This is a genomic window from Microbacterium paraoxydans, from assembly GCF_900105335.1.
Taxonomy (GTDB): Bacteria; Actinomycetota; Actinomycetes; order Actinomycetales; family Microbacteriaceae; genus Microbacterium; species Microbacterium paraoxydans.
The window spans coordinates 1599376-1620888 of the sequence record NZ_LT629770.1 but is presented as its reverse complement, the minus strand read 5'-3'; the positions used below and the strand labels follow the sequence as shown (position 1 = coordinate 1620888).

At 70.7% G+C, this 21513-nt stretch carries 17 protein-coding genes and 1 pseudogene; 6 read left to right on the top strand and 12 right to left on the bottom strand.

The genetic code is table 11. From position 1 onward, the window contains the following. Positions 1-19: 19 nt before the first annotated feature. Genes BLU02_RS08155 through BLU02_RS08140 form a run of 4 tightly spaced genes read right to left on the bottom strand, consistent with a single transcriptional unit; the run spans position 20 to position 4969 of the window. On the bottom strand, positions 20-1825 hold the full coding sequence (locus tag BLU02_RS08155) for a BNR-4 repeat-containing protein (protein ID WP_060922929.1): 1806 nt from the start codon (positions 1823-1825) through the stop codon (positions 20-22). 11 nt (positions 1826-1836) lie between these two features. After that, positions 1837-3162: an extracellular solute-binding protein gene (locus BLU02_RS08150; protein WP_060922928.1), complete on the bottom strand. Its 1326-nt coding sequence runs from the start codon at positions 3160-3162 to the stop codon at positions 1837-1839. Between the two features lie 50 nt (positions 3163-3212). Continuing rightward, positions 3213-4118 (bottom strand): carbohydrate ABC transporter permease, encoded by a 906-nt coding sequence (locus BLU02_RS08145; protein ID WP_025105392.1) that lies wholly within the window; start codon positions 4116-4118, stop codon positions 3213-3215. Beyond that, positions 4115-4969 carry a carbohydrate ABC transporter permease gene (locus tag BLU02_RS08140; protein WP_174235390.1) on the bottom strand — a complete coding sequence of 285 codons (855 nt, stop codon included), beginning with the start codon at positions 4967-4969 and terminating at the stop codon, positions 4115-4117. Before BLU02_RS08140 ends, BLU02_RS08145 begins: the two co-directional genes overlap by 4 nt. A 245-nt stretch (positions 4970-5214) precedes the next feature. Here BLU02_RS08140 and BLU02_RS08135 point away from each other — a divergent pair, with 245 nt between their 5' ends. From BLU02_RS08135 to BLU02_RS08120, 4 genes are all read left to right on the top strand, one after another. Then, positions 5215-5658 carry a hypothetical protein gene (locus BLU02_RS08135; protein WP_060922927.1) on the top strand — a complete coding sequence of 148 codons (444 nt, stop codon included), beginning with the start codon at positions 5215-5217 and terminating at the stop codon, positions 5656-5658. Between the two features lie 161 nt (positions 5659-5819). Next, the gene (locus BLU02_RS08130) at positions 5820-9893 is read left to right on the top strand and encodes an Ig-like domain-containing protein (RefSeq protein ID WP_060922926.1); all 4074 of its coding nucleotides are present in this window, start codon (positions 5820-5822) and stop codon (positions 9891-9893) included. Then, positions 9884-10489 (top strand): SGNH/GDSL hydrolase family protein, encoded by a 606-nt coding sequence (locus BLU02_RS08125; RefSeq protein WP_060922925.1) that lies wholly within the window; start codon positions 9884-9886, stop codon positions 10487-10489. The genes BLU02_RS08130 and BLU02_RS08125 overlap by 10 nt, the downstream gene beginning before the upstream one ends. Positions 10490-10508: 19 nt before the next feature. Further along, the gene (locus BLU02_RS08120; RefSeq protein ID WP_060922931.1) at positions 10509-11159 is read left to right on the top strand and encodes a GntR family transcriptional regulator; all 651 of its coding nucleotides are present in this window, start codon (positions 10509-10511) and stop codon (positions 11157-11159) included. Positions 11160-11360: 201 nt separating this feature from the next. Here BLU02_RS08120 and BLU02_RS08115 read toward each other — a convergent pair whose 3' ends face one another. The 8 genes from BLU02_RS08115 to BLU02_RS08080 form a co-directional block, all read right to left on the bottom strand. Then, positions 11361-12170: an amidohydrolase family protein gene (locus BLU02_RS08115; protein WP_083370934.1), complete on the bottom strand. Its 810-nt coding sequence runs from the start codon at positions 12168-12170 to the stop codon at positions 11361-11363. A 21-nt stretch (positions 12171-12191) separates the two neighbouring features. After that, positions 12192-13136, bottom strand: coding sequence for an aldo/keto reductase (locus tag BLU02_RS08110; RefSeq protein WP_060922548.1), 945 nt, complete (start codon positions 13134-13136; stop codon positions 12192-12194). Beyond that, positions 13106-13888 (bottom strand): RraA family protein, encoded by a 783-nt coding sequence (locus BLU02_RS08105; RefSeq protein WP_060922547.1) that lies wholly within the window; start codon positions 13886-13888, stop codon positions 13106-13108. The genes BLU02_RS08110 and BLU02_RS08105 overlap by 31 nt, the downstream gene beginning before the upstream one ends. Next, a complete protein-coding gene (locus BLU02_RS08100; protein ID WP_060922546.1) occupies positions 13885-15801 on the bottom strand; it encodes a DUF8034 domain-containing protein in 1917 nt (638 codons plus the stop codon). The genes BLU02_RS08105 and BLU02_RS08100 overlap by 4 nt, the downstream gene beginning before the upstream one ends. Next, positions 15798-16652, bottom strand: coding sequence for a carbohydrate ABC transporter permease (locus BLU02_RS08095; RefSeq protein WP_017204137.1), 855 nt, complete (start codon positions 16650-16652; stop codon positions 15798-15800). Before BLU02_RS08095 ends, BLU02_RS08100 begins: the two co-directional genes overlap by 4 nt. Next, entirely contained in the window at positions 16652-17635 is a 984-nt protein-coding gene (locus tag BLU02_RS08090) for a carbohydrate ABC transporter permease (RefSeq protein ID WP_231919661.1), read from the bottom strand. Before BLU02_RS08090 ends, BLU02_RS08095 begins: the two co-directional genes overlap by 1 nt. A gap of 99 nt (positions 17636-17734) precedes the next feature. Beyond that, positions 17735-19003: an ABC transporter substrate-binding protein gene (locus BLU02_RS08085; RefSeq protein WP_060922545.1), complete on the bottom strand. Its 1269-nt coding sequence runs from the start codon at positions 19001-19003 to the stop codon at positions 17735-17737. A 140-nt stretch (positions 19004-19143) separates the two neighbouring features. Further along, a complete protein-coding gene (locus tag BLU02_RS08080; RefSeq protein ID WP_060922544.1) occupies positions 19144-19680 on the bottom strand; it encodes a CGNR zinc finger domain-containing protein in 537 nt (178 codons plus the stop codon). A 38-nt stretch (positions 19681-19718) separates the two neighbouring features. Here BLU02_RS08080 and BLU02_RS08075 point away from each other — a divergent pair, with 38 nt between their 5' ends. Both BLU02_RS08075 and BLU02_RS17575 read left to right on the top strand, forming a co-directional pair. After that, positions 19719-20663 carry an EamA family transporter gene (locus BLU02_RS08075; RefSeq protein WP_060922543.1) on the top strand — a complete coding sequence of 315 codons (945 nt, stop codon included), beginning with the start codon at positions 19719-19721 and terminating at the stop codon, positions 20661-20663. Between the two features lie 194 nt (positions 20664-20857). Further along, positions 20858-21499: pseudogene (locus tag BLU02_RS17575) on the top strand (GntR family transcriptional regulator); the annotation flags it as partial. Positions 21500-21513: the final 14 nt, after the last annotated feature.

Here is a 21513-nt window from a genome sequence, read left to right as displayed (position 1 = left end):
GGAGGGGTGGTGATGCCGCTCAGCGCGCGGCGATCGCCTCGATCTCGTAGACGCGAGCGACGTCGGTGGCGGAGTCGGACGGGTCGGTGATGACGAGGCGCACGGCATCGGCCGTCCGCCCCTGGGCGTCGACCACGACCGTCGTCTGCGTGTTGCCGGTGACGGTGCCGACCGTGACCCAGCCGCTCGCGGTGCGCAGCTGGACGGTGAAGTCGCGCAGTACGGAGGTCTGCGGCGGGCCGACCGTGTATCCGCTGCGGACCCGGACGACGTCCAGCGGCGCGGCCTCGTCCCACTCGACCGTGATGGTCGGCTGGGTGTCGGAGGCCGCCGAGATCCACCGGCTCGCATCCGTGCAGCCGCCGTCGATCGCCTTCTCCGGGCCGGTGTCGGCGCGGAGCTGGGACGAGGCGGTCGCGGTGCCGCCGAGCGCCAGGTTCTCGCCGCCGGCGTCGCCGCGGAGGGAAGCGACGATGGCGGAGAGGCTGGTGGTGCCGGGCTGGCCGTCGCGCGGGATCTCGGCATGCCGCAGCGTCCCTCCGCTGGGGACAGCAGGGGCGCTGAGGTAGACGACGTCGGTGCCGTCCGTGCGGGTCGCCGCCCGGAGGCGCTGCTGGCCCACGACAGGGTCGCCCACGGTGTCGGCGGTCCATCCGGACGCTCCGGCGGTCAGCAGCACCGTCTGACTGCGGGTGATGCCGCAGTCCTGCACCGACACCACGGCGTAGACGCGGGTCTCGCCGCCGGCGGTGGTGGTGTCGAGCGCCGCGATGGTCTGCACGCCGCCACCGAGGGCGTCCGTGTCCACGAGGGTCTCGCTCGTCCAGGCAGAGCCGGTCCAGGTCGCCCACCGCACGTCGAAAGCGTTCTCGGTCTCGTCCGCGTACCGGTAGGTCACGCCCACGAGCTCGCCGTCGGCCAGGGCCATCTTCGCGGTCTGCACCGCGGGCACGGCGTCGCCGATGGTCTCGCCGGGCTCGTAGCCGCGCCACACGACGGCGCCGGGGGTGTCCGGGCGGATCGGGGTCGGCAGCGCCTGCCCGGCGACGTCTCGGAAGCCGCCCGCGGCCGGGTCGTACACCGCGTACGAGCCGAGGTGGCGGTAGGGATCGGCGGGCCACGGGCCCCACTCCCACAGCACGTGCACCTTGCCGCCGGCGTCGACCTCGAGGTCGTCCGGGTAGAAGGAGTGGTTCACGGCGGCGGCGATCGTCGTCTCGCGGGTCCACGTCCCGGCCACGGGGTCGTAGTGGTACAGCACCCCGTCGCGGCGAGCCTGCGGGTCGGCGCCGATGCGCACCATGAGCCAGATGTCGCCGTCGGCTCCCTGCGCCGTGACCGGGTAGGAGACCGCGGCCCCGGCGTCGGGCATCTCCGCGCTCGCATCGACGAGCGAGGTCGCGTCGTACGGCGCGGTGGAGCGGAAGTACTTCCAGGGCTCGTGGTGCATCGAGACGAACGCGTGGATGTAGCCGTCGCCGTCGATCGCGATCGACGGCTGGTTGTGGCCGTTGTCGTCCGCGTACTCGGCGCAGGCCCCGGTCGCCAGACGCAGGCAGCCGGTGGTCCACGTGCCGTCGGCGGCGCGGACCGAGAGGTTCACCTGGTGCTTCGCGGCCACCGAACCGGGCACGTTGTACGCGAAGTACGTCTCGTCGCCGTCGACGACGAGCGGGTTCCACCAGCCGGACTGGTTGGAGCTGTCGACCGTGACGGGCACGGTCTCGACGTCCGGGGTCGCGGCGGCGGCCGGAGCGGGCACGGCGAGGACGAGCGCGGCGAGGGCGGCGGCAGCGGTGGCGCCGGCCTTCCAGCGGAGGGTCATGGCGATGCTCCTCAGCCCAGCAGCTTCTGCGCCTGGTCGCCGGCCTGCGCCATCGCGTCCTTGGCGCTCTGCTGACCGACGAGGACGGCCTGCACGCGGTCGGCGATCACGGTCTCGATCTGGGCGTACTGCGGGTACTGCCAGAACGGGTTGGTGGTGGCGGTCGCCGTGATCTTCTCGGCGAAGCGGGCGCCGAACGCGTCGGACGCCACCTCCTTCGAGGACTGCGCCTCCTCGGTCACGGGCGGCAGGCCGCGCAGCTCGTAGTCGCCGAGCACCGCCTTCAGGTCGCTCGTGGCCCACTGGCCGAAGTCCGCGGCCGTGCGGGTGCTGTCGCCGGAGCCGCCGCCGACGATGGCGATGGCGCCGCCCCAGACGAGGGCGCGCGGGGTGTCGCCCTTCTTCAGCACCGGGCGGGACTCGGGCACGAGCTTGGAGGCGAGGTCGGGATCCGGCGAGTCCTTCGTGACGGACGCGCGGCCCACGGGGGCGTCGTCGTAGATCGCGGCGCGGCCCTGGGCGAACAGGGAGCGGGCGTCGAAGCGGTCGACGTCGGCGGCGATGAGCCCCTGGTCGTACAGCGACTTGTACCAGGTCACCGCCTCGATGCTCGCGTCGTCGCCGATCGTGACCTTGCCGTCCTTGACGAGGTCGCTGCCGAACGTCTGCATCCAGATGAGGACGTCCTTGAGCTGGGCGGCCTTGGTCGAGGCGGCGTAGGGGATGAGGCCGCCGCCGAGGGCCTTGAGCTTCTTCAGCGCCGCCTCGAAGTCGTCGACGGTGGTCGGGAACGTGGAGATCCCCGCCTTCTTCAGGAGCTCGGAGTTGGTGATGAGCCCGATCGCGCCGATGGTCCACGGGAACGCGTACTGCTTCCCGTCGAGCTGCGTGGCCTCCAGGCTCGAGGCGGTGTAGCCGCGGCCCTTTGTGAGTGCCGAGACGTCCTCCAGCTTGCCGAGCGCGGCCAGCGAGGCGAGCCAGGCGACGTCGACGTGCGCGGCGCCGGTGAACTGCCCGCCGCGCACCTGCAGCATGAGCTGCTTGAAGTACTCGTTGTAGGGGAAGGAGACCTCGGTGATGCCGACGTCGTTGGTCTTCTTGTAGCCGTCGAGCAGCGCGCGGGTGGCCGGGGCGGCGGCCTCCTCGGTGAGCGACCAGCTGGAGAAGGAGAAGTCGGTGGCGGTGAAGTCGCCCGCGCCGAGCCCGGCGCCGGGGGAGGAGGACGGACTGCCGCTGCCGCCGCCGCTCGGCATGCAACCGGCGAGGAGGAGGCCGGCGGCGCCGAGCCCGGCGAACTGTAGCAGCTGGCGACGGGAGACGGTGGTGTTCTCGGACATGAGGGTGCTCTCTCTTCTTCGAGGGACTGCGGATGAGGGGGTGGTGCGGGTCAGCCCTTGACCGCGCCGGCGGTGAGTCCGCCGACGAGGAAGCGCTGCAGGGCGATGAACGCGATGGCCACGGGGAGCGAGACCACGAGCGAAGCGGCCATGAGCTCGGGCCAGGCGGTGGACGCCTCGCCGATGAACGTGTTGACGAGTCCCGGCGGCAGGGTCTGCTTGTCGGGACCGGCGAGCGTGAGGGCGAAGATGAAGTCGTTCCAGCCGCGGACGAACGCGAACAGTCCTGCGGCGATGAGGCCGGGGGCGGCCAGCGGCAGCACGATCGAGTGGATGATGCGCAGGCGGGAGGCGCCGTCGACGCGGGCGGCCTCGATGAGCTCGTCCGGGATCGTGTCGAAGAAGCCCTTCAGCATCCACACGCACAGCGGCAGCGTGAACGTCGTGAACGACAGCACGAGCGCCGTGTAGGTGTTGAGCAGGCCGTAGGCCGAGAACACCGCGTAGAGGGTGATGAGCAGCAGCGCCTGCGGGAACATCTGCGACGCCAGCACGAAGTACATGAGGCTGCGGCGGCCGCGGTAGCGGAACTTCGAGAACGCGTAGCCCATGTACGCCGATACCAGCACCGAGAGGATCGCGGTGATGACGGAGACGACGATGCTGTTGCGGAGGTAGCCGAACAGGGCCGGGTTGTTCGCGAGGGCGGCGTAGGCCTCGAACGTGATCTCGGTGGGGAACAGCTTCGGCGGGTAGCTGAACACCTCGGTACGCGGGGTCAGCGAGGTCGCGAGCAGCCAGTACACGGGCAGCAGGGCGAACCCGCCGAACACGACGACGGCGATCCAGGCGCTCACGGTGGAGGCACGGCGGTCGGCGCGGTGGCGCCGACGGCGGGGCGCGGCGGGCGGGGCGGAGACGGCGGCCACCGTCTCCTCGGTCAGCACGGCGGTCATCGCTTCTCTCCCTTCTCGGACAGACGGACGTAGACGACGACGAGCGCCATCAGCAGGATCATCCAGAGCAGGCCGATCGCCCCGGCGTGGCCGAGGTCGAAGCCGTCGAACGCGGTCTCGTACACCGCGGTCGCGAACGTCTGGGTGGAGCCGGCGGGACCGCCGCCGGTGAGGACGTAGATGATGTCGAAGTGCTGGAAGTTCCAGATGAACTCCAGCAGGATCACGAGGCCGATGATGCCGCTCATCTGCGGGACCGTGATGGAGAAGAAGCGGCGGATGGTGCCGGCGCCGTCGATCTCGGCGGCCTCATGCAGCTCGATCGGCACGGTCTGCAGGCCGGCGAGGAGCATGACCATCATCCAGGGGAACGACTGCCACGTCTTCGCGACGATCACGGCGATCATGGCGGTGGTGGGGTTCGCGAGCCACGCCTGGGGGGAGTCGATGAGGCCGACGGTCTCCAGGGCCGCGTTGAGCACGCCGTAGTTGGCGTTGAAGATCCACATCCACAGGAACGACACGACCACGCCGGGGATCAGCCACGGGATGAGCATGAGGCCGCGGAGCACCTTGGCGCCGCGGATGCGCGTGTTCAGGGCGAGGGCGAGGCCGAAGCCGATCACGAACGGCGCGATGGTCGTGCCGAGGGTGAAGACGAGCGTCTGGGTGAGGAGCGGGAAGAACTCGCCGGTGAGCACGTCGACGATGTTCTGGAAGCCCACGAACTCGCGGCCGGGCTCGACGAGGCTCTGCTTGTAGAACGCGGTGATGAGGGCCGTGATCAGCGGGTACACGACCACGGCGGCGAGGAGCGCGAGGCCGGGAGCCGTGAGGAGGAGCGCGAACATCCCGTCCGAGAGGCGACGGGGCCGGCGACCTGTTCCTATCTGTGAGGAAATGGTCTGTTCTGTCATCTAGGTCATCCTTGGCCTGGGGTGATGTGTCCGCACTCTCGCGGTGCGGTCTCGGGCTTCCTCAGTATTTCCGGCAGATTACGGCGACGTCAACTGGAGAGCGCAATAGTCAGAAAGTGGTGGAAAGTGTTTCTTTTGTGAAATGATTGCCCGGGAGTAGCCCTCGGTACGATCGCGACATGGGGTTCTCACTGCTCGGCCTGGCGGTGAGTCTCGCGATCTTCCTGCCGAACCTGCTGCTGATCCCCTTCCCGCCGAGACCGAAGCTCGAGAGCCCGGCGGTGCCCCGAGTGCTCCTGGTGTTCGAGAGGGCAGGGCAGGCGCTCTGCATGACGGTCCCTGCGATCACGGCGGCCGGCCCGATCGCGTGGGGGTGGGCGGTGCCGGTGGCGCTGGCGGTGCTCGCGTACGGGGCCCTCTGGATCCGCTACCTCCGCCGCGGCCGGCCCGGGGCGGCGCTGTTCGACACCGTCCTCGGCATCCCGGTCCCGATGGCCCTCGCGCCGGTGGCCGCCTTCCTCGGCACAGCGGCTTGGCTGCAGAACCCGTGGATCGCGCTGGCCGCGGTCGTCCTCGCGGTCGGGCACATCCCGACCTCCCTCCTCGCGGCCCGAGAACATTAGGAGCACCTGCTCGGCGTGGGGCGCGCGTCCTGACGCAGCGACGAACCGAAACGATCAGTATCGATCCTTGCTAGTCGATTATCGATTGGCTACGGTCGGAGCAGCCGCTCCCGCGGCGCCGCGCGCATCGGCCGTGCGGGAAGCGACAGTTCGGAGACGCGATGAAGCGTGTACTGGCAAGCCTGACCCTGGCGGCGGTGTTCGGATCCGCCCTCGCTGCGGCGGTCCCGTCGGCGGCTGCGGCCGCGGACGACGACGCCCTCTACCTCGCGCCGGGAGGTGACGACGCGGCCTCCGGCACGATCGACGACCCCCTCGCGACGCTGGAAGGCGCCCGCGACCGGATCCGCGCGCTGAAGGCGGACTCCGCGCTCCCGGACGACGGCCTCACGGTGTACCTCCGGGAGGGCACGTACCCCCGCTCGGCGTCGTTCGAGATCGGCGCGCAGGACTCGGGCACTGCCGACGCCCCCATCACCTACCGCTCGTACCCGGGGGAGACCGCCACCCTCACCGGCGGTCGCGAGCTGCCGCGCGACCAGTTCGCCGCGGTCGACGACGCGGCGGTGACCGAGCGCATCATCGACCCGGCTGCCCGCGACCGTGTCGTCGGGATCGACCTCGCCGACCTCGGCATCACCGACTACGGCCAGCTCAGCCGCCACGGCTACTGGAAGGCCAACGACGTCAGCACCACCCCGCCCATGGAGCTGTTCATCGACGGCCAGGGCATGACCCTCGCGCGCTGGCCCAACGCCGACGCGGCCACCCCGACGGTGCAGATGGGCGACATCATCGACGCCGGGCCGGACCGCAACGACGCCGACCTGCAGGAGCGCGGCGGCACGTTCAGCTACGGCTACGACCGCCCGAAGCACTGGACGCAAGCCGAGGACGTCTGGCTGGACGGCATCTTCGGCTACAGCTGGGAGTGGTCGTACAACAAGATCGAGAGCATCGACACCGAGGCGAAGACCATCACCCTCCGCTACGGCGAGATGTCCGGGATCATGAAGAGCTGGTTCCCCGACTTCCACTTCGCGCAGAACCTGCTGGAGGAGCTCGACGCCCCCGGCGAGTACTACATCGACCGTGACGCCGGGAAGCTGTACCTCATCCCGAACGCGGCCTTCACGTCCGGTCGCGGCGCCGTGACGGTGACGACGCTCGACGAGCCGATGCTGCGCGCCGACGGAGCCTCGTACGTGAACTTCGACGACCTCGTGATGGAGTACGGCCGCGCGACGGCCGCGGTGATCCTCGGCGGCTCGCACGTGACGATCTCGCACAGCGACATCCGCAACTTCACCGACGGCGGCGTGCTCATCAACTCGCCGGGGCGCTACACGTACGACGGCATTCCGGTGAACCGCGGCGGCCGCGACCACGCCGTGACCGACAGCCGGCTCACTCACGTCGGCGGCGTCGGCGTGGTGCTCCAGGGCGGCGACAAGACGACGCTCGAACCCGGCCGCAACCGGGTCGAGAACTCCGAGATCGCCGACTTCGCGTACTACCACAAGGCCTACAATCCGGGCGTGATGTTCGACGGCGTCGGCAACATCGCCAGGGACAACGAGATCCACGACGCCCCGCATCCCGGGATCATCGTGCACGGCAACGACCACCTGTTCGAACGCAACGAGGTGTACGACGTCTGCAAGCAGTTCCACGACCTCGGTGCCATCTACATGAACTCCGGCAAGACCCCGCAGCAGCGCGGCCACGTGTTCCGGGAGAACTACTTCCACGACATCGGCGTCGGCATGGCGGGCGTCGAGGGCATCTACGCCGACAACTTCACGTGGGACCTCACGATCGAGAAGAACGTGTTCGTGAACATGGGCAACGGCGCGATCAAGAGCGGCTCGGCCGACTACATCGAGGCACGCAACAACGTCTTCGTCGACGCCTACGCCCCGTACGACAACTACGAGCAGTGGATGGGCGACCAGGAGGGCAACGTCGTCGACCGCGACTACATGCCGGCCTGGGAGAAGGTGTTCGCCGACAACAACGACTTCGTCGGCACGCCGTATCTGACGAAGTACCCCGAGCTCGCGCACTTCTTCGAGGACGACCACTACTTCCCGAACCACAGCACGTTCGCGGAGAACGTCGTGTGGAACCCGAACCGGGCCCGCATGGCCGGCGTCAACGAGCACGGCGCGAAAGACGGGAAGAACCTCCTGAACTACGAGGACAACTGGGTGGCCGACGCCGACCCCGGCTTCGTGGACGCCGCGAACGGCGACTACACGCTGAAGGCGGACGCGGCCGTGTTCGACCAGATCCCGGGCTTCGAGGCCATCGCGTTCGGCGAGATCGGCGTCGACGGCGCGATCGGGCAGACGCAGCAGCCGCAGACCATCCCGCTCGAGGACATCGCGTTCGACAGCGACACGCTCACGATCGACGCGGGCGACGAGGTGCGCGTGCGCGCCGTTCCGCTGCCCTGGAACGCCGACGACGCCGCGGTGACCTACGCCTCGGCCGATACCGCCGTCGCCTCCGTCAACGACAAGGGCGTGGTGCTCGGCATGGGCCCCGGCACGACCACGGTCACGGCGACGGCGAAGGCCGATGCCGCCAAGACCGCGACCATCGAGGTGATCGTCGAGGAGGGCGACGGCGTGCTGCACTTCACCGACTTCGAGTCGGGGGCGAACGGCTGGCCGACCGACCCGAACCGCTCCATCCAGGTGGATGCGTCGGGCGACAAGGTGTACCGCATCCTCAAGGGAGCCAACAGCATCCTGCCGCGGGACTTCACGGAGTTCGTGCTCGACTTCGACGTCACGGCCCCGGCCACGACCCCCGCCAACGCGGGACTCATCGTCTACGACCGCAACGGCAAGGGCGGCGGCTACATCCGCTTCCGCCAGGCCGCGGCGGGGCCGACCTGGACGATCTTCGACGACGCCTGGAAGGTCGTCGCCGAGAAGGTCGTGCCGGCGGCGCAGGGCCTGACCCCCGGGGAGACCTCGCACGTCCGCATCGCCGTGCAGGACGGGCAGATCCGGATCTCCGTGAACGGGGCGATCGCGCTGGAAGGCGCCGACCCCGGGCCCGGCAAGGCCGGTCGGGTCGGGTTCTACGTGGAGAACTACGCCTCGCTCGACTTCGACGACATCGGGTTCTCGCTCTCCGGGGTGCCGGTCACGGGCGTGAGCCTGGACGCTGACGCCGTGGGACTGACCGTGGGGGAGCGGCGGTCCGTCGCGGCCACGGTCGCCCCGGAGGACGCCAGCGACGCCCGGGTCACCTGGACGACCGACGCGCCGGAGGTCGCCACGGTCTCCGGCGGACGCATCGCGGGGGTCACGGCCGGCACGGCGACGATCACCGCGACCTCGGTCGCCGATCCGAGCCTCAGCGACACGGTCACCGTGACCGTGGACGATGCCGAGTACCCGACCACCCGCCTGGACGGCCAGCTGAAGGACGGGGCGAACTGGAGCCAGTCCGACCTCATCGCGGTGGACGACACGGGTGTCGTGATCAGCGGTCAGGGCGTGCACGGCTACGAGGCCGAGCGCTTCGGCGACACCCTGCTGCAGTTCGAGGCGGAGTTCGGCGCCTTCGACGGGGGCTGGTACGGCTTCCAGGCGCGCTCCGACCAGACCGGCCTTCCCGCCTGGCAGAACTCCAACACCGGATACCTCGCGGTGATCAAAGAGGACGTGATCGAGTTCCAGAGCTGGACCCCGGGCCAGACCATGCTCGACAGCATCCCCAACAAGGTCATCGAGCCGAACTCCACGCACCGGATCGAGTTCGGGGCCGTCGCCGAGGACGGCGGCACCCGCATCGTGCTCCGGGTCGACGACGTGACAGTGTGGAACATGGTCGACGCCAGGGAGAATCTCCGCGTCGGTGCGGACGGCTTCTTCAACGTCTACCACTACGGCAAGACGAACACCCTGGCCGTGCGGCCGACACCGCCGCCCGCGACGGTGACCGGCATCTGCTGGGCGCCCGAAGCCGACCCCAAGACCCGCTACGTGCGCGGCGAGGAGCTCGACGTGACCGGCATGCTGCTGGGCGTGGACTGGAGCGACGGATCCCGCACCACCCAGCAGGTGACGGCGGACATGGTCAGCGGCTTCGACAGCAGCAAGGTGCGCCCGCACCACACGCTCACCGTGACGTACGCTGACGCGAGCGTCGAGCTCCCGATCTCGGTGCGACCGAAGCTCAAGAACGACGAACAGGACGTGCCACGATGCGGGTGACCTTCATCGGAGACTCGATCACCGACGCGGGGCGCGATCGCTCCGACCCGGAGTCTTTCGGGGACGGCTATGTGTCGCTCCTCGCCCCCGAGCTGCAGGCCGCTGGGGCCACGGTCCGCAACCTCGGGGTCGCGGGGGACCGCGCCCGCGACCTGGCCGCGCGGTGGGACGCGGAGCTGCTCCCGACGGCGCCGGAGCTGCTGACCGTGTACGTCGGCGTGAACGACATGTGGCGACGGTTCGACAGCGACGACCCGACCTCGGCCGAGGAGTTCGCCGCCACGCTCGGCGACCTCCTCGGCCGCGCGGTGGCCGCGCACGCCCCGCGGCTGATCCTCATGGAGCCGTACTTCCTCCCGGTGACGGAGGAGCAGCACGCATGGCTCGACGACCTCGACGGGAAGCGGGCGGCGGTGCGGGCTCTCGCCGCGGAGCACGGGGCGGCGTTCGTGCCCCTGCACGAGGTGTTCACGGCGGCGACGGAGCAGTATCCGGTCGTCGAGCTCGCGCCGGACGGGGTGCACCCGACGCCCCGCGGATCCGCCCTCATCGCGGATGCCTGGCGCACGGCCGCGTCCATTAGCGATAGTCGATAATGGACGTAGACTGATGGTCATGACGGATGCTCTCGGCACGGCCGGACTGCAGCGCGGACTGCTGTCGGATCAGATCTACGCGCTCATCAAGGCGATGATCAAGGACTCGACGCTGGCCCCCGGCGAGCAGCTCGTGGAGTCGCAGCTCGCCCGGCAGATGCAGGTGAGCCAGGCGCCCGTGCGCGACGCCCTCAAGCGGCTCGCGCACGAGGGGCTCGTGTCGCACGTGCGGCATCAGGGCAACTTCGTCGCGAGCTACTCCGCGGAGGAGGCGGCGCAGGCGAAGGTCGCGCGCGTCGAGCTGGAGGGGCTGGCGGGACGGCTGGCCTGCGGAGCGCTCGACCCCGCTCGCCGGGCCGAGCTCGTCGGCCTCATCGCGCAGATGCATGAGGCGGCTGAGGCGGAAGACCTCGCCCGGTTCCGCGAGCTCGACTTCACCTTCCACCGTGCGGTGATCGAGGCCAGCGGCAACGTGTACCTCCCCCGCATGTGGGACCTCCTGGAGCCGAGCCTGCGCGTCATGCACGTGCTCGGCGACCCCACCTTCACGGGGGACTGGCACGAGGTCGCGGACTGGCACAAGGGCCTGCTCGACACGCTGGAGGCCGGTGACGAAGAGGCCGCGTCCGCCCTGTTCCGCGCCCACGCTGCCGGCACCCTCCTCGACTGACCCCGCTTCCCGCCGCGCAAGGTCGCAGTTTCGCACCGAGGTCGCATGGCTGGCCGGAGTCCCTGCGACGCGGTGCGAATCCGCGACGGGACGCGACTCTGCTTCCGGGATGGGGTGTTCCGGCGCGAGGTCGCAGATTCGGCACGCGGTCACATCCATCCCCGGAATCCCTGCGACCTCGGGGCGAAACTGCGACGGGGGCTACGCGGTGAAGGGGGAGAGGCGGTCGGCGGTGCCGGACCAGAATGCTCGAGCCTCGGCAGCGGAGAGCGGAGGAAGAGCCTGCCGGGTCGCGGCGAGAACCTCCCCGTAGGTCGTGGTCCGCGTGGACATCGGCCAGTCGCTGCCGTACATCAGTCGATCCGCGCCGAAGAGGGCGAAAGCGGAGCGCAGCAGTTCCCGCGACTCGTCCGCCCCGCGCGCCGTGAGGTCGAGCCCGGAGACCTTCGCCGACACCCCCGGAGCCGACGCGGCCTCGGTGAGGGCGGAGAGCCATGCGCCATCGGCCGTCCGGGCGCCGAGGCCGAGGTGGCAGACGACGATCGCGGTGTCGGGGTGCCGTCGGGACAGGGCGGCGGCGGCGGGCAGCTGGTCAGGGCGGATGAGCAGTTCGAGGGTGCGGGAGGTCGCGCCGAGGTGGGCGGCGAGGGCGTCGAGGCCGTCCACATCCGAGAGATCCGCGGCGAACTGCGGCACCGCGGCGCGCACGCCGACCACGGCGGGAGAGAACGCGACCGCCGTGGCGCCGGCGGCTCGTCCCGGCGCGGGGGTGTACTGCAGCACCACGCGCCGCAGGAACGGGTCCCGGGCGGCGGTCGCGGTCAGCCACTCCGACTCCGCCACCGAGTCCGCCGCCTGCACGGCGATGGCGGAGGAGACGCCGGCGTCGGCCAGCTCCCGTCCGAGACGAGCGGCCGCGGCCTGCCGGGGGAGCCCGAGGTCGTCGCGGAACCACGGGATCGGCACGGCGTCCGCATCCCAGACGTGCACATGGGCGTCGACGATCCGCACGTCAGCTCCCGGGTCGCGCGGTCATGCGGCCTCCGCATCGAGGGCGTCCCACAGCGCGGCGGGCAGCGCGGCGTCGAGGCCGTCCACGAACGCGTCCACCTCGGCGGGGGTCCGCGCCCCGACGACCACCGCATCCGCGCCCTGCCGCAGCGGGAACTGCACCGCGGCGTCCGCGAGGTGCACGCCGTACGAGGCGCAGACGGCCTGCAGGCGCTGTGCCCGCTCTCGGAGCTCCGGGGGTGCCGGCTTGTACTCGAAGAAGGGGGAGCCGACCGGGTCGACGAGGATGCCGGAGTTGAACACCGCGGCCGCGAGCACCCCGATGCCGCGGGCCGCCGCGGTCGGCAGCAACCGGTCCAGGGCGGTGCGGTCGAGCAGCGTGAGCCGACCGGCCTCCATCACCACGTCGAGCGGCGCCTCGGCGACGTAGCGCTCCAGGGGGTCGAGCCGTCCCAGCCCCACGCTGATCGCGCGCACCACCCCTTCGTCGCGCAGTTCGACGAGGGCCGGAAGCGCCGTCGCGAACGCCGCCTCCACGTCCAGGGGGTCGTGCAGGTGCAGCACGTCCACGCGATCGACACCCAGCCGGGCGAGGCTGCCGTCGAGGCTCCTCCGCACGCCGTCCCTGCTGAGGTCGACGACGGAGTCGTGCCCGCTCGCGGCGCCCGCGACGGGGCGGCCGTCCGCATCGACCAGCACCCGGCCGACCTTCGTCGCGATCACGTAGTCGTCCCGAGGTACGCCGCGCAGGGCGAGGCCGAGCTTCCGCTCGCTCTCGCCCGAGCCGTACAGCGGTGCGGTGTCGAAGAAACGGACATCGCGGGCGAGCGCGGCCTGCACGGTCGCCACCGCGTCGCCGTCAGGCACGGGGGCGAAGAGGTTGCCGATCGGCGCGCACCCCAGTCCGACGTCGTCGCGCGCGGCGACCTCGGGATTCAGCGGACGGAGCTCTGGACGGAACGCCATGCCTCGTACTCCTCGCGGCTGTCGGGGGTCAACGGGTAGTAGTCGCTCAGGCGTGCGCCCTCGTCGAGACGGCGGCGGCTGAACACCTCCCACTCCTCATGATCGCGCGCGTCGTCCACGACCCGCGGCGCCATGGCCTGCGGCACCACGACAGGGCCGTCGTCGTCCGCGACCACGAGGTCGCCCGGCATGCACAGGGCCCCGCCCACCGCGACGGGCACGTCGTAGGCCCACGGCACCAGCTCCGACTGCGAGGCGTAGTGCGGGGTCGTGCCCGTCGACCACACCGGGATCCCGAGCTCGCGGATGCGGCCGGCGTCGCGGATGCGGCCGTCCACGACGATCCCCGCGCCCCCCTTGCGCGCGAAGTAGCGCGCGAGGATGTCGCCGATGCACCCGGAGAACCGGCTGCCGTACGCCTGAATCACCAGCACGTCGCCGGGTTGCACGGCCTCGAGCACGTGCCACAGGGCGGTGTGCCGCTCGGCGTACTCCTGGCCGTCGCCCGAGGCCATGTCCTCGCGCTGCGGCATGAACTGCAGGGTCAGCGCCGAGCCGACGACGCGCTGGCCGAGGCTCAGCGGCTCCGGTCCGTCGATGTAGCTGCGGCGGATCCCGAGTCCGTGCAGCTTGGCGCACGCGGTGGCGGAGGAGATCGCGTCGAAGGACTCGACCACCTCGGGCGAGGGCCGCTGGTAGGCCCCACCCCGCACGGGCAGGGCGAAGTCGGGTCGGATCAGATCGGCGCTCATGCGTCTCCTTCAGGGAACAGGTGGCGCGGCGAGCCGGTCGCACGCGCGATGGTCAGGTCGAGATCGGCGCTGTGCGCCGGGGGCAGGGTCACCACGAGGTCGTCGTCCACGTCGAAGGTCGTGGTGACGGTCGGGGCGTCCGGGGCCGTGTAGGTGCCCGAGGCGCCGGGCCAGAAGCCGGGCTCCTCGCCGGTCGCCGTGACCCGCACGATCCGGTCGAGGCCGAAGCGCCCGCCGCGCAGCCGCACGGTGCGGGTGTGCACGGCAGAGGTGTTCACGAGCTGCACGCCGATGCCGTCGTCGTCGAGGCGGTGCACGAGCGCGGCGACGTCCTCCGGGAGTCCGGGCCGCGCGCGGTCGACGTCCTCGTAGCGGAGCGCCGTGAAACCGAGTCCGCCGTTGTAGAGCACCTGTGGCGCCCCGCCGACGAGCTGCGTCAGCACCTCCGTCACCACGGGATTCACGCGCTGCCAGAAGTGCAGGTGTGCGGCGTCGGGATCGCGGTCGTCGGCGAGCATCATCGCGGCGCGACGTGCCACCTGGCCGAGCGCCATCTCCAGCGCCCGCACCGGATAATCGGGCAGGTCGCCGGAGAGGTACGCGAACCAGCCGGCCTCGTGACCCGCCTCCTCCTTGTCGCGGAACGGCGCGACGAGGTCGGCGGAGGAGGGGAGGCCGGCGATCGCCGTCTCCAGCCGCTCCCGGTCGGACGTGCGTCGCGACCACCACCACAGCCACAGGGGGAGGTCGAGCTGCAGCGGACCGTAGTCGAACCAGCCGTCCGCGCCGTGGCGGTAGGGGACCAGCAGGGCGGGCTCGGTGGCAGCGGCGCCGAGCCGGGCCATCCACCCGCCGCGCAAGCTGTACGTGGACTCCGCGACGCTGCCGCTGCGCGCCTCGGCGAGCACGGTGTCGAGCATGGTGCGCACGAGGTCGAGGGCGCCGTCGTCGCCGGTGACGAGCGCGTGGTTGAGCGCGCCGATCAGGGCGCTCATGCCGACGGAGTGCAGCCCGTGCGGCCAGGCCCAGCCGTAGTGTCCGCCCCACCAGCGGCCGTCGTGGAGGGAGCCGACGGTGCCGTCGGGGCCGACGTTGTCGGGGAGCAGGCCCCCGTCCGCCCGCGCGCGCCAGCCGTCGACGTACCGGCGGATCCACGCGGCCGTCTCCTCGTCGCCGTCGTAGAGCCAGCGATTCGCGGCGAGGGAGGTCGCAGCCAGGTTCACGGCGATGTCACCCGCCGCGCGGCGCTGCATCTCCTCCGCCATCCGCTGGGCGTGGGCGGGGTCGGCGAGGTCGTCCCAGGAGGCGATGCCGTCCAGGCCGTGCAGCGGCAGACCGTAGGGGCGCATCTCGTCCCGGTCGGCCGTGTACGGCACGATCTTCTCGTCCAGCCCCTCGCGGGCACCCAGAGCGCCGTTGTGCGGCGAGCGGATCATGTTGCGCTCGGCGTCGTAGTTGCCCTTCGCGGGGTCGGTGAAGAGGGCCGAGAACCGGGCGGCACGCGCGGCGAACGCGGTGTCGGCCGGGTCGGCGGCGCAGATGCCGGCGAGGAACAGCAGCGACTCGCCCTGATGGAACCAGTCGTAGCCGTTGTCGTACTCCTCGGTGAGCATGCCCGCGTCGGCGAGCTGCACGGTCACGCCCTCCCAGTGCCGCTTGGCGTCGGCGAGCACCTCGTCGGAGCCGCCGAGCAGATAGAACGCGGGCCAGTTGAAGAAGGGCTCGTACAGGTCGTCCACGCCGTCGCGGTCGATGAACTCGGCGACGCCGCGGAGGCGGCCGTCCGGCAGCGTGTAGCGGTCGCCGAAGAGGCGGCGGGCCTCCTCGACCTCGGCGAAGAGCCGGCGCTGCAGCACGGCCCAGGCCGGGATCGTGCGCAGCGGACGGGTGAGCGGGGTCTCCGGCACGGTCATCCCTTCGTCGCTCCGGCGACCAGGCCGCCGATGATGTGGCGCTGCATCACGATGAAGAACACCATCGCGGGCAGCACGGCCAGCAGGAGGGTCGGGAACACTTGGGTGTAGTCGGTCGAGAACTGTCCGACCGCCGCGTAGACGCCGGTGGTCACCGTGTAGATCCCGGAGCTCGGCCCGAGGATGATCTGCGGACTCACGAAGTCGTTCCACACGCCGATCGAGTTGAGTACCACGACCGTCGCGACGACGGGCTTCATGATCGGGAAGATGCACGCCCAGAAGGCGCGGATGGGCCCGGCGCCGTCCAGCGACGCCGCCTCGTCGATGTCACGCGGGACGCTGCGGAGGTAGGCCGTGAACAGGAAGATCGTCACCGGCAGGGTCGCCGCGGTCTCGAAGAGGATGAACCCGGGGATCGTGTTGATGAGCCCGAGCACCCGCAGCACGAAGACCACGGGGATCAGCGTCACCTGGCCGGGGATGAAGAGCCCGGAGACGAAGAGGAGCAGCAGTCCCAGGTGCCACTTCGACCGTCCGCGGGCGATGACGTAGGCGACGGGCGCGGCGAGGGCGATGCAGCACAGGTTCACGAGCACGACGAACAGCAGTGTGATGCCGTACGCGGCGATCACGTTGAACTTGCTGCTCGTGATCGCGGCCCACAGGTAGTCGAACGTGAACATCTGCGGCGTGATCAGCAGCGGGTTCTCGATGATGTCGGCCTGCGGTTTGAACGCGTTGATCAGCATCGTGTACATCGGGATCAGCATCGTGATCGCGACGACGCCGAGGACGATCCACCGGATCGTGCTGACGGCGAGGGCCGGGCGGTTGCGGGTCTGCTTCATCAGTCGGTCGCCTTCTGCTCGGCGCGGCGTCGCACCAGCGTGACGGCGAGGCCGACGACTGCGGTGACGATGAGGAGGATCATGGACTGCGCGGCGCCGAAGCCGAGGGCCGAGTTCGCGAAGGAGTCCTTGAGGATCTGGTAGACGATCGTCTGCGTCGAGCCGGCGGGTCCTCCGTCGGTGAGCGACAGCACCACGTCGTACGCCTTGAGGAGCCCGACGAGGGTGAGCACGAGGTTCACCGTGAAGACGGGGGCGATGAGCGGCAGGGTGATGGAGCGGAACTGCTGCCACCGCGAGGCGCCGTCCACGGTCGCCGCCTCGTAGTACTCCGCGGGGACGGACTTGATGCCGGCGAGGAACAGGATCATGTTGAAGCCGAAGTGTGACCACACGATCGTGAAGATCACGCTCGCCTTGGCGAAGGTCGGGTCGGTGAGGAACGGCATCGCCGGGAGGCCGAGCGTGCTGAGCAGGCCGTTGACGGCGCCGGTGGGGGAGAGCATCGCCGACCAGAGGAAGCCGATGATGAGGGCGCTGATCACGTACGGGTAGAAGAAGATCGTGCGCAGGATCGTGTTCGAGCGGCCGGGCCCGGAGATGAGGGCGGCGATCGCGAGGCCGATGGCGTTGCAGAGGATCGTGCCCACCACCGCGATGATGCCCGTGAAGATCGCGGCCTGGGTCGAGCGCGGGCTGCGGAACGCCTTGATGTAGTTGTCCCAGCCGATGAAGTTGAAGTTGAGGCTGTACCCGTTCCAGTCGGTGAAGCTGAGCACCGCCGCGAGGATCATCGGGATGACGAACATCGCGAGGAAGACCGCGACGGCCGGGCCGCCCATGAGGATGCCGGGGATCCGGTTCCGCCACTGCTGCAGCGCCGTGCGGCGGCGCGGGGCGGGGGGCGAGCTCATCGGCGTCGATGGTCCTGTCGGGGTGGCGGCGGCGGCCGGCGGCGGCGCGGTCGTGGTGGGCGGAGTCATGGCGGCACTCTCGTTCTCGGTGGCGCGTTCAGGGGGAGGCGCTGGGGCAGCGCCGGGACGGCGCCCGGGACGGATGTCGCGTCCCGGGCGCCGCGAGGGTCAACCGGCGTTGGCGGCGAACCAGTCGTCCATGGCCTGCAGCACCTGGTCGGCGGGTGCGCCGCCGAGCAGGGCCTGGGTCTGGGTGTTGATCTCGCCCGAGTAGCCGTCGGGGAGCGTGCGCTCGCCGTAGCCGCCGCCGGTGGGCGTGTAGGCCTCAGCCGGGGTGTCGGCCACGATCTGCAGCAGCTCCTCGCCGAGCGGCGTCATGTCGTACTCGTAGCCGTCGCGGAAGTTGCCGTCGACCGCGAGCTGGTCGCTCACCGCGGTCTGGTCGGTGGTGAGGAACTCGATGAGCTTCGCCGCCGCGTCCTGGTTCTTGCTCGCCTTGAGGATCGAGTACGGGCTGGCGATGTTGGCGCCCATCGCGGGCTGCTCGTCGGCGCTCATGGCGGGGGCGCGGAAGACGCCGATGTCCGCGGAGTCGGCGGCCTTCGCCTGGGTGCCGGCGAACCAGCTTCCCATCGAGTACACCGCGGTCTTGCCCGAGAGGAAGGCCTGCTCGGCGTCCGGGTACTTGATGCCCAGGGCGTCGCCCGGGATGTAGCCCTCGGACACCCAGTCCGCGTAGGTCTCGACCGCATCGCCGTAGGTCTCGCTGAAGGTGACGTCGCCCGCCGAGATGTCCTGGAACCACTCCGGGTCCTCGGCGATGATGGTCGGCAGCCCGAGCGCCTGCAGGGTGTGGCTCGTCATCCAGTCGCCACCGGTCTGGACGGGCGTCCACCCGGCGTCCTTGAGCTTGCCGAGGGCTTCGGTGAGCTCGTCGACCGTGGTCGGCACCTCCGTGATCCCCGCCTCCTCGAACGCGGTCTTGTTGTAGAAGAAGAGGCTCTGCAACTGCACGCCGATGCCGGCCATGTAGTTCTTGCCGTCGATCGAGTACTGGTCGGCGAGCGGACCGGACGACGCCCACTCGTACTGCGAGAGGTCGACGAGCTCGGGAGCGAGCTTGGTGGTGGGGGCGATGGACTGCACGACGTCGGGAGCGTCGCCGGCGGCCAGCAGGCGCGGCACGGCGGCTTCGACGCCCTCCGCACCCGGGTTCTGGATGACGACGTCGATATTCGGGTTGGCGTCCTCGAACGGCGCGACGAGGTCGTTCCAGAACTCCTCGGTCAGGTTCGGGGTGACGTTCACGAGCATGCGGACGGTGACGTCGCCACCGGCATCGCCGCCGTCGTCGCCGGCGGTGGTCGAGCAGCCGGCGATGGCGAGGGCGGATACCGCCGCGATGCCGACGAGGGGGAGGACTCGGGCCTTGATCATCGTTGATCCTTTCCTGATGCATGAGGGAGGGCCGCTCGCGACATTACACTAATCGATAATCGTTTGTGAAGAGCGGGCAGCATCGATTCCGCTCGGACCGCGTTCCGGTCTGCGGTCTCCGAGCGGAGCGCGCGGCGTGGTCAGCCGGCGGCGCGGCGGGCGCGGTACGCCGCGACGGCGTTGCGGTTGGCGCAGCTCGTCGAGCAGTAGCGCTTGGAGCGGTTGCGGGAGAGGTCGAGGGCGATCGCCTGGCATGTCCCGTCCGCACAGACGGTGAGGCGAGAGCCCTCGTCCGTGCGGATGACGTCGATCAGGGCCATCGCGGTCTCCACGAGCACCCGTTCGGCGAGCGGGCGTTCGTCGGCGAGGCCGTGCAGGTGCCAGTCCAGCTCGTCGTGACGCACGAGCCGCGGGGTCAGGCGCACCTCGGCGAGAGCGGCATTGACGTGCGCGGCCATCTCGTCGCGCGGAGCGAGCAGCATGGCGCGGAGGCGCGGCCGCAGAGCGCGGAGGTCGTCGAGTTCCACCGTGTCCCCGTCGACCCGTCCCGTGTACGGGAACACCTGAAGGAAGGTCTTCTCGTCGTCGATGTCGACCAGGGTGTCCGGGTCTTCCGCCGAGTTCGCGAGCCAGACCGCCGCGCGCAGCGCATCCTCTGTGTCATCGGTGAAGACCATGTTGACAGCTTACTCCCGCGGGCGTAGCGTCATCCCTCATGAGCACCGTGGCCGATGACACTCCGCGCACCCGGACCGGGGTGCGCCTCGGCCTGCCGCTCGCTGTCGCCGCCGCCTTCGCGTTCGGCTCCTCCGGGGCGTGGGCACGTGGACTCATCGACGCGGGATGGACGCCGGGCGCTGCCGTCACGGTGCGGGTCTGGGTCGCGGCGCTCGTGCTGCTCGTCCCCACGGTCCTCGCGCTCCGCGGGCGGTGGCGTGCCCTCCGGCAGAACGCGGGGATGGTCGCCGCCTACGGCCTCCTCGCCGTCGCCGCCACCCAGCTCTGCTACTTCCAGGCCGTGGCGTTGATGGACGTCGGGATCGCGCTGCTCATCGAGTACACCGCCCCGGTCGCCGTGCTCCTCTGGCTCTGGCTGCGCCGGGGCGAGCGTCCCACGCGGCGCAGCGTCCTCGGTGCCGGCATCGCCTTCGTCGGGCTCGTCCTCATGCTCGACATCGTGACCGGGGCGCAGGTGGATGTCGTCGGTATCCTCTGGGCGCTCGGGGCGATGGTGGGGGCCGCGAGCTACTTCGTGCTGTCCGCCAGGGCCGACACCGGGATCCCGCCGATCGCCCTCGCGGGCAGTGGGCTGCTGCTCGGTGCCGTGGGTCTGAGCCTCGCCGCGCTCGTCGGCGTGCTGCCGTTCGCGTGGACGACGGCCGACGTCGACTACCGGTTCGGCGCGGTGCCGTGGTTCGTGCCGGTCCTCGCGATCGGCGTGATCGCCACGGCCCTCGCGTACGTGCTCGGCATCGTCTCGACGCGGATGCTCGGCTCCCGGCTGGCCTCGTTCGTCGCGCTCGCCGAGGTCGTGGCGGCCCTGCTCTTCGGCTGGCTCCTACTTGGGCAGCTCCCCGGCCCGCTGCAGGCCCTCGGGGGCGTGCTCGTGCTCGCCGGCGTGGTCGTCGTGAAGCTCGGCGAGCCCCGCCCCGCCCCCTGAGCGGCGTCCCGCGGGCACGACTTCGGAGATCGGAGCCGACACGCCGGCCTCCCGCCCCGCGGTGCGGCGTGTCCCGGGCGCTCTCCGAAGCTGTGCCCGGGTGCGGGGCGGGTGGACGGAGATTATGTATACGAATCGACCACCCGCGCCCGAGAAGGGGACCACCTCGGGAGGTTTATGTATACACTGACGGAATGGTTCTCCCGGTCGAGCGCACGTCCATGGGTGATCGCGCCTATGCGGCGCTCCTCGACGGCATCCAGTCCGGGGAGCTGCCGGCCGGGTACGTGCTCGGCGAGGTGGAGCAGGCCGAGCGCCTCGGCGTGAGCCGGACCCCGCTGCGAGAGGCGCTGCGCCGCCTGGCCGCCGACGGCCTGGTGGTGCAGCAGTCGCCCCGCGTGACCGTGGTCGCCGACCTTGACGCCGACGACATCCGGTCCCTGTTCGAGATCCGTCGCGCGCTGGAGGAGACCTCCGCCCGACTGGCGGCCGTCCGGGGCGACGCCGACCGGTTCGCCGCGCTCGCCGCGGAGTTCGCCCACGTGGACCTCACCAGGGCGGAGGGCCGCGATGCCTACTACGCCCTGATCGCACGATTCGATGCGGCCCTCGACGACGCCGTCGCCAACGACTACATCGCTGCGGCGCTGCGCACGGTCCGCACCCACCTCGTCCGCGTGCGGCGCATGGCGCGGGACAAGCCCGCGCGGCTCGCCGCCTCCGCGGCCGAGCACCGCACCATCGCCGAGGCGCTCGCCGCCCGCGACGGCGACCTCGCCGCCCATGCCACGCACGTGCACCTGCACAACGCGCTCACCGGCATCCTCGACTCCCTCCCTCAGCGAAGGAC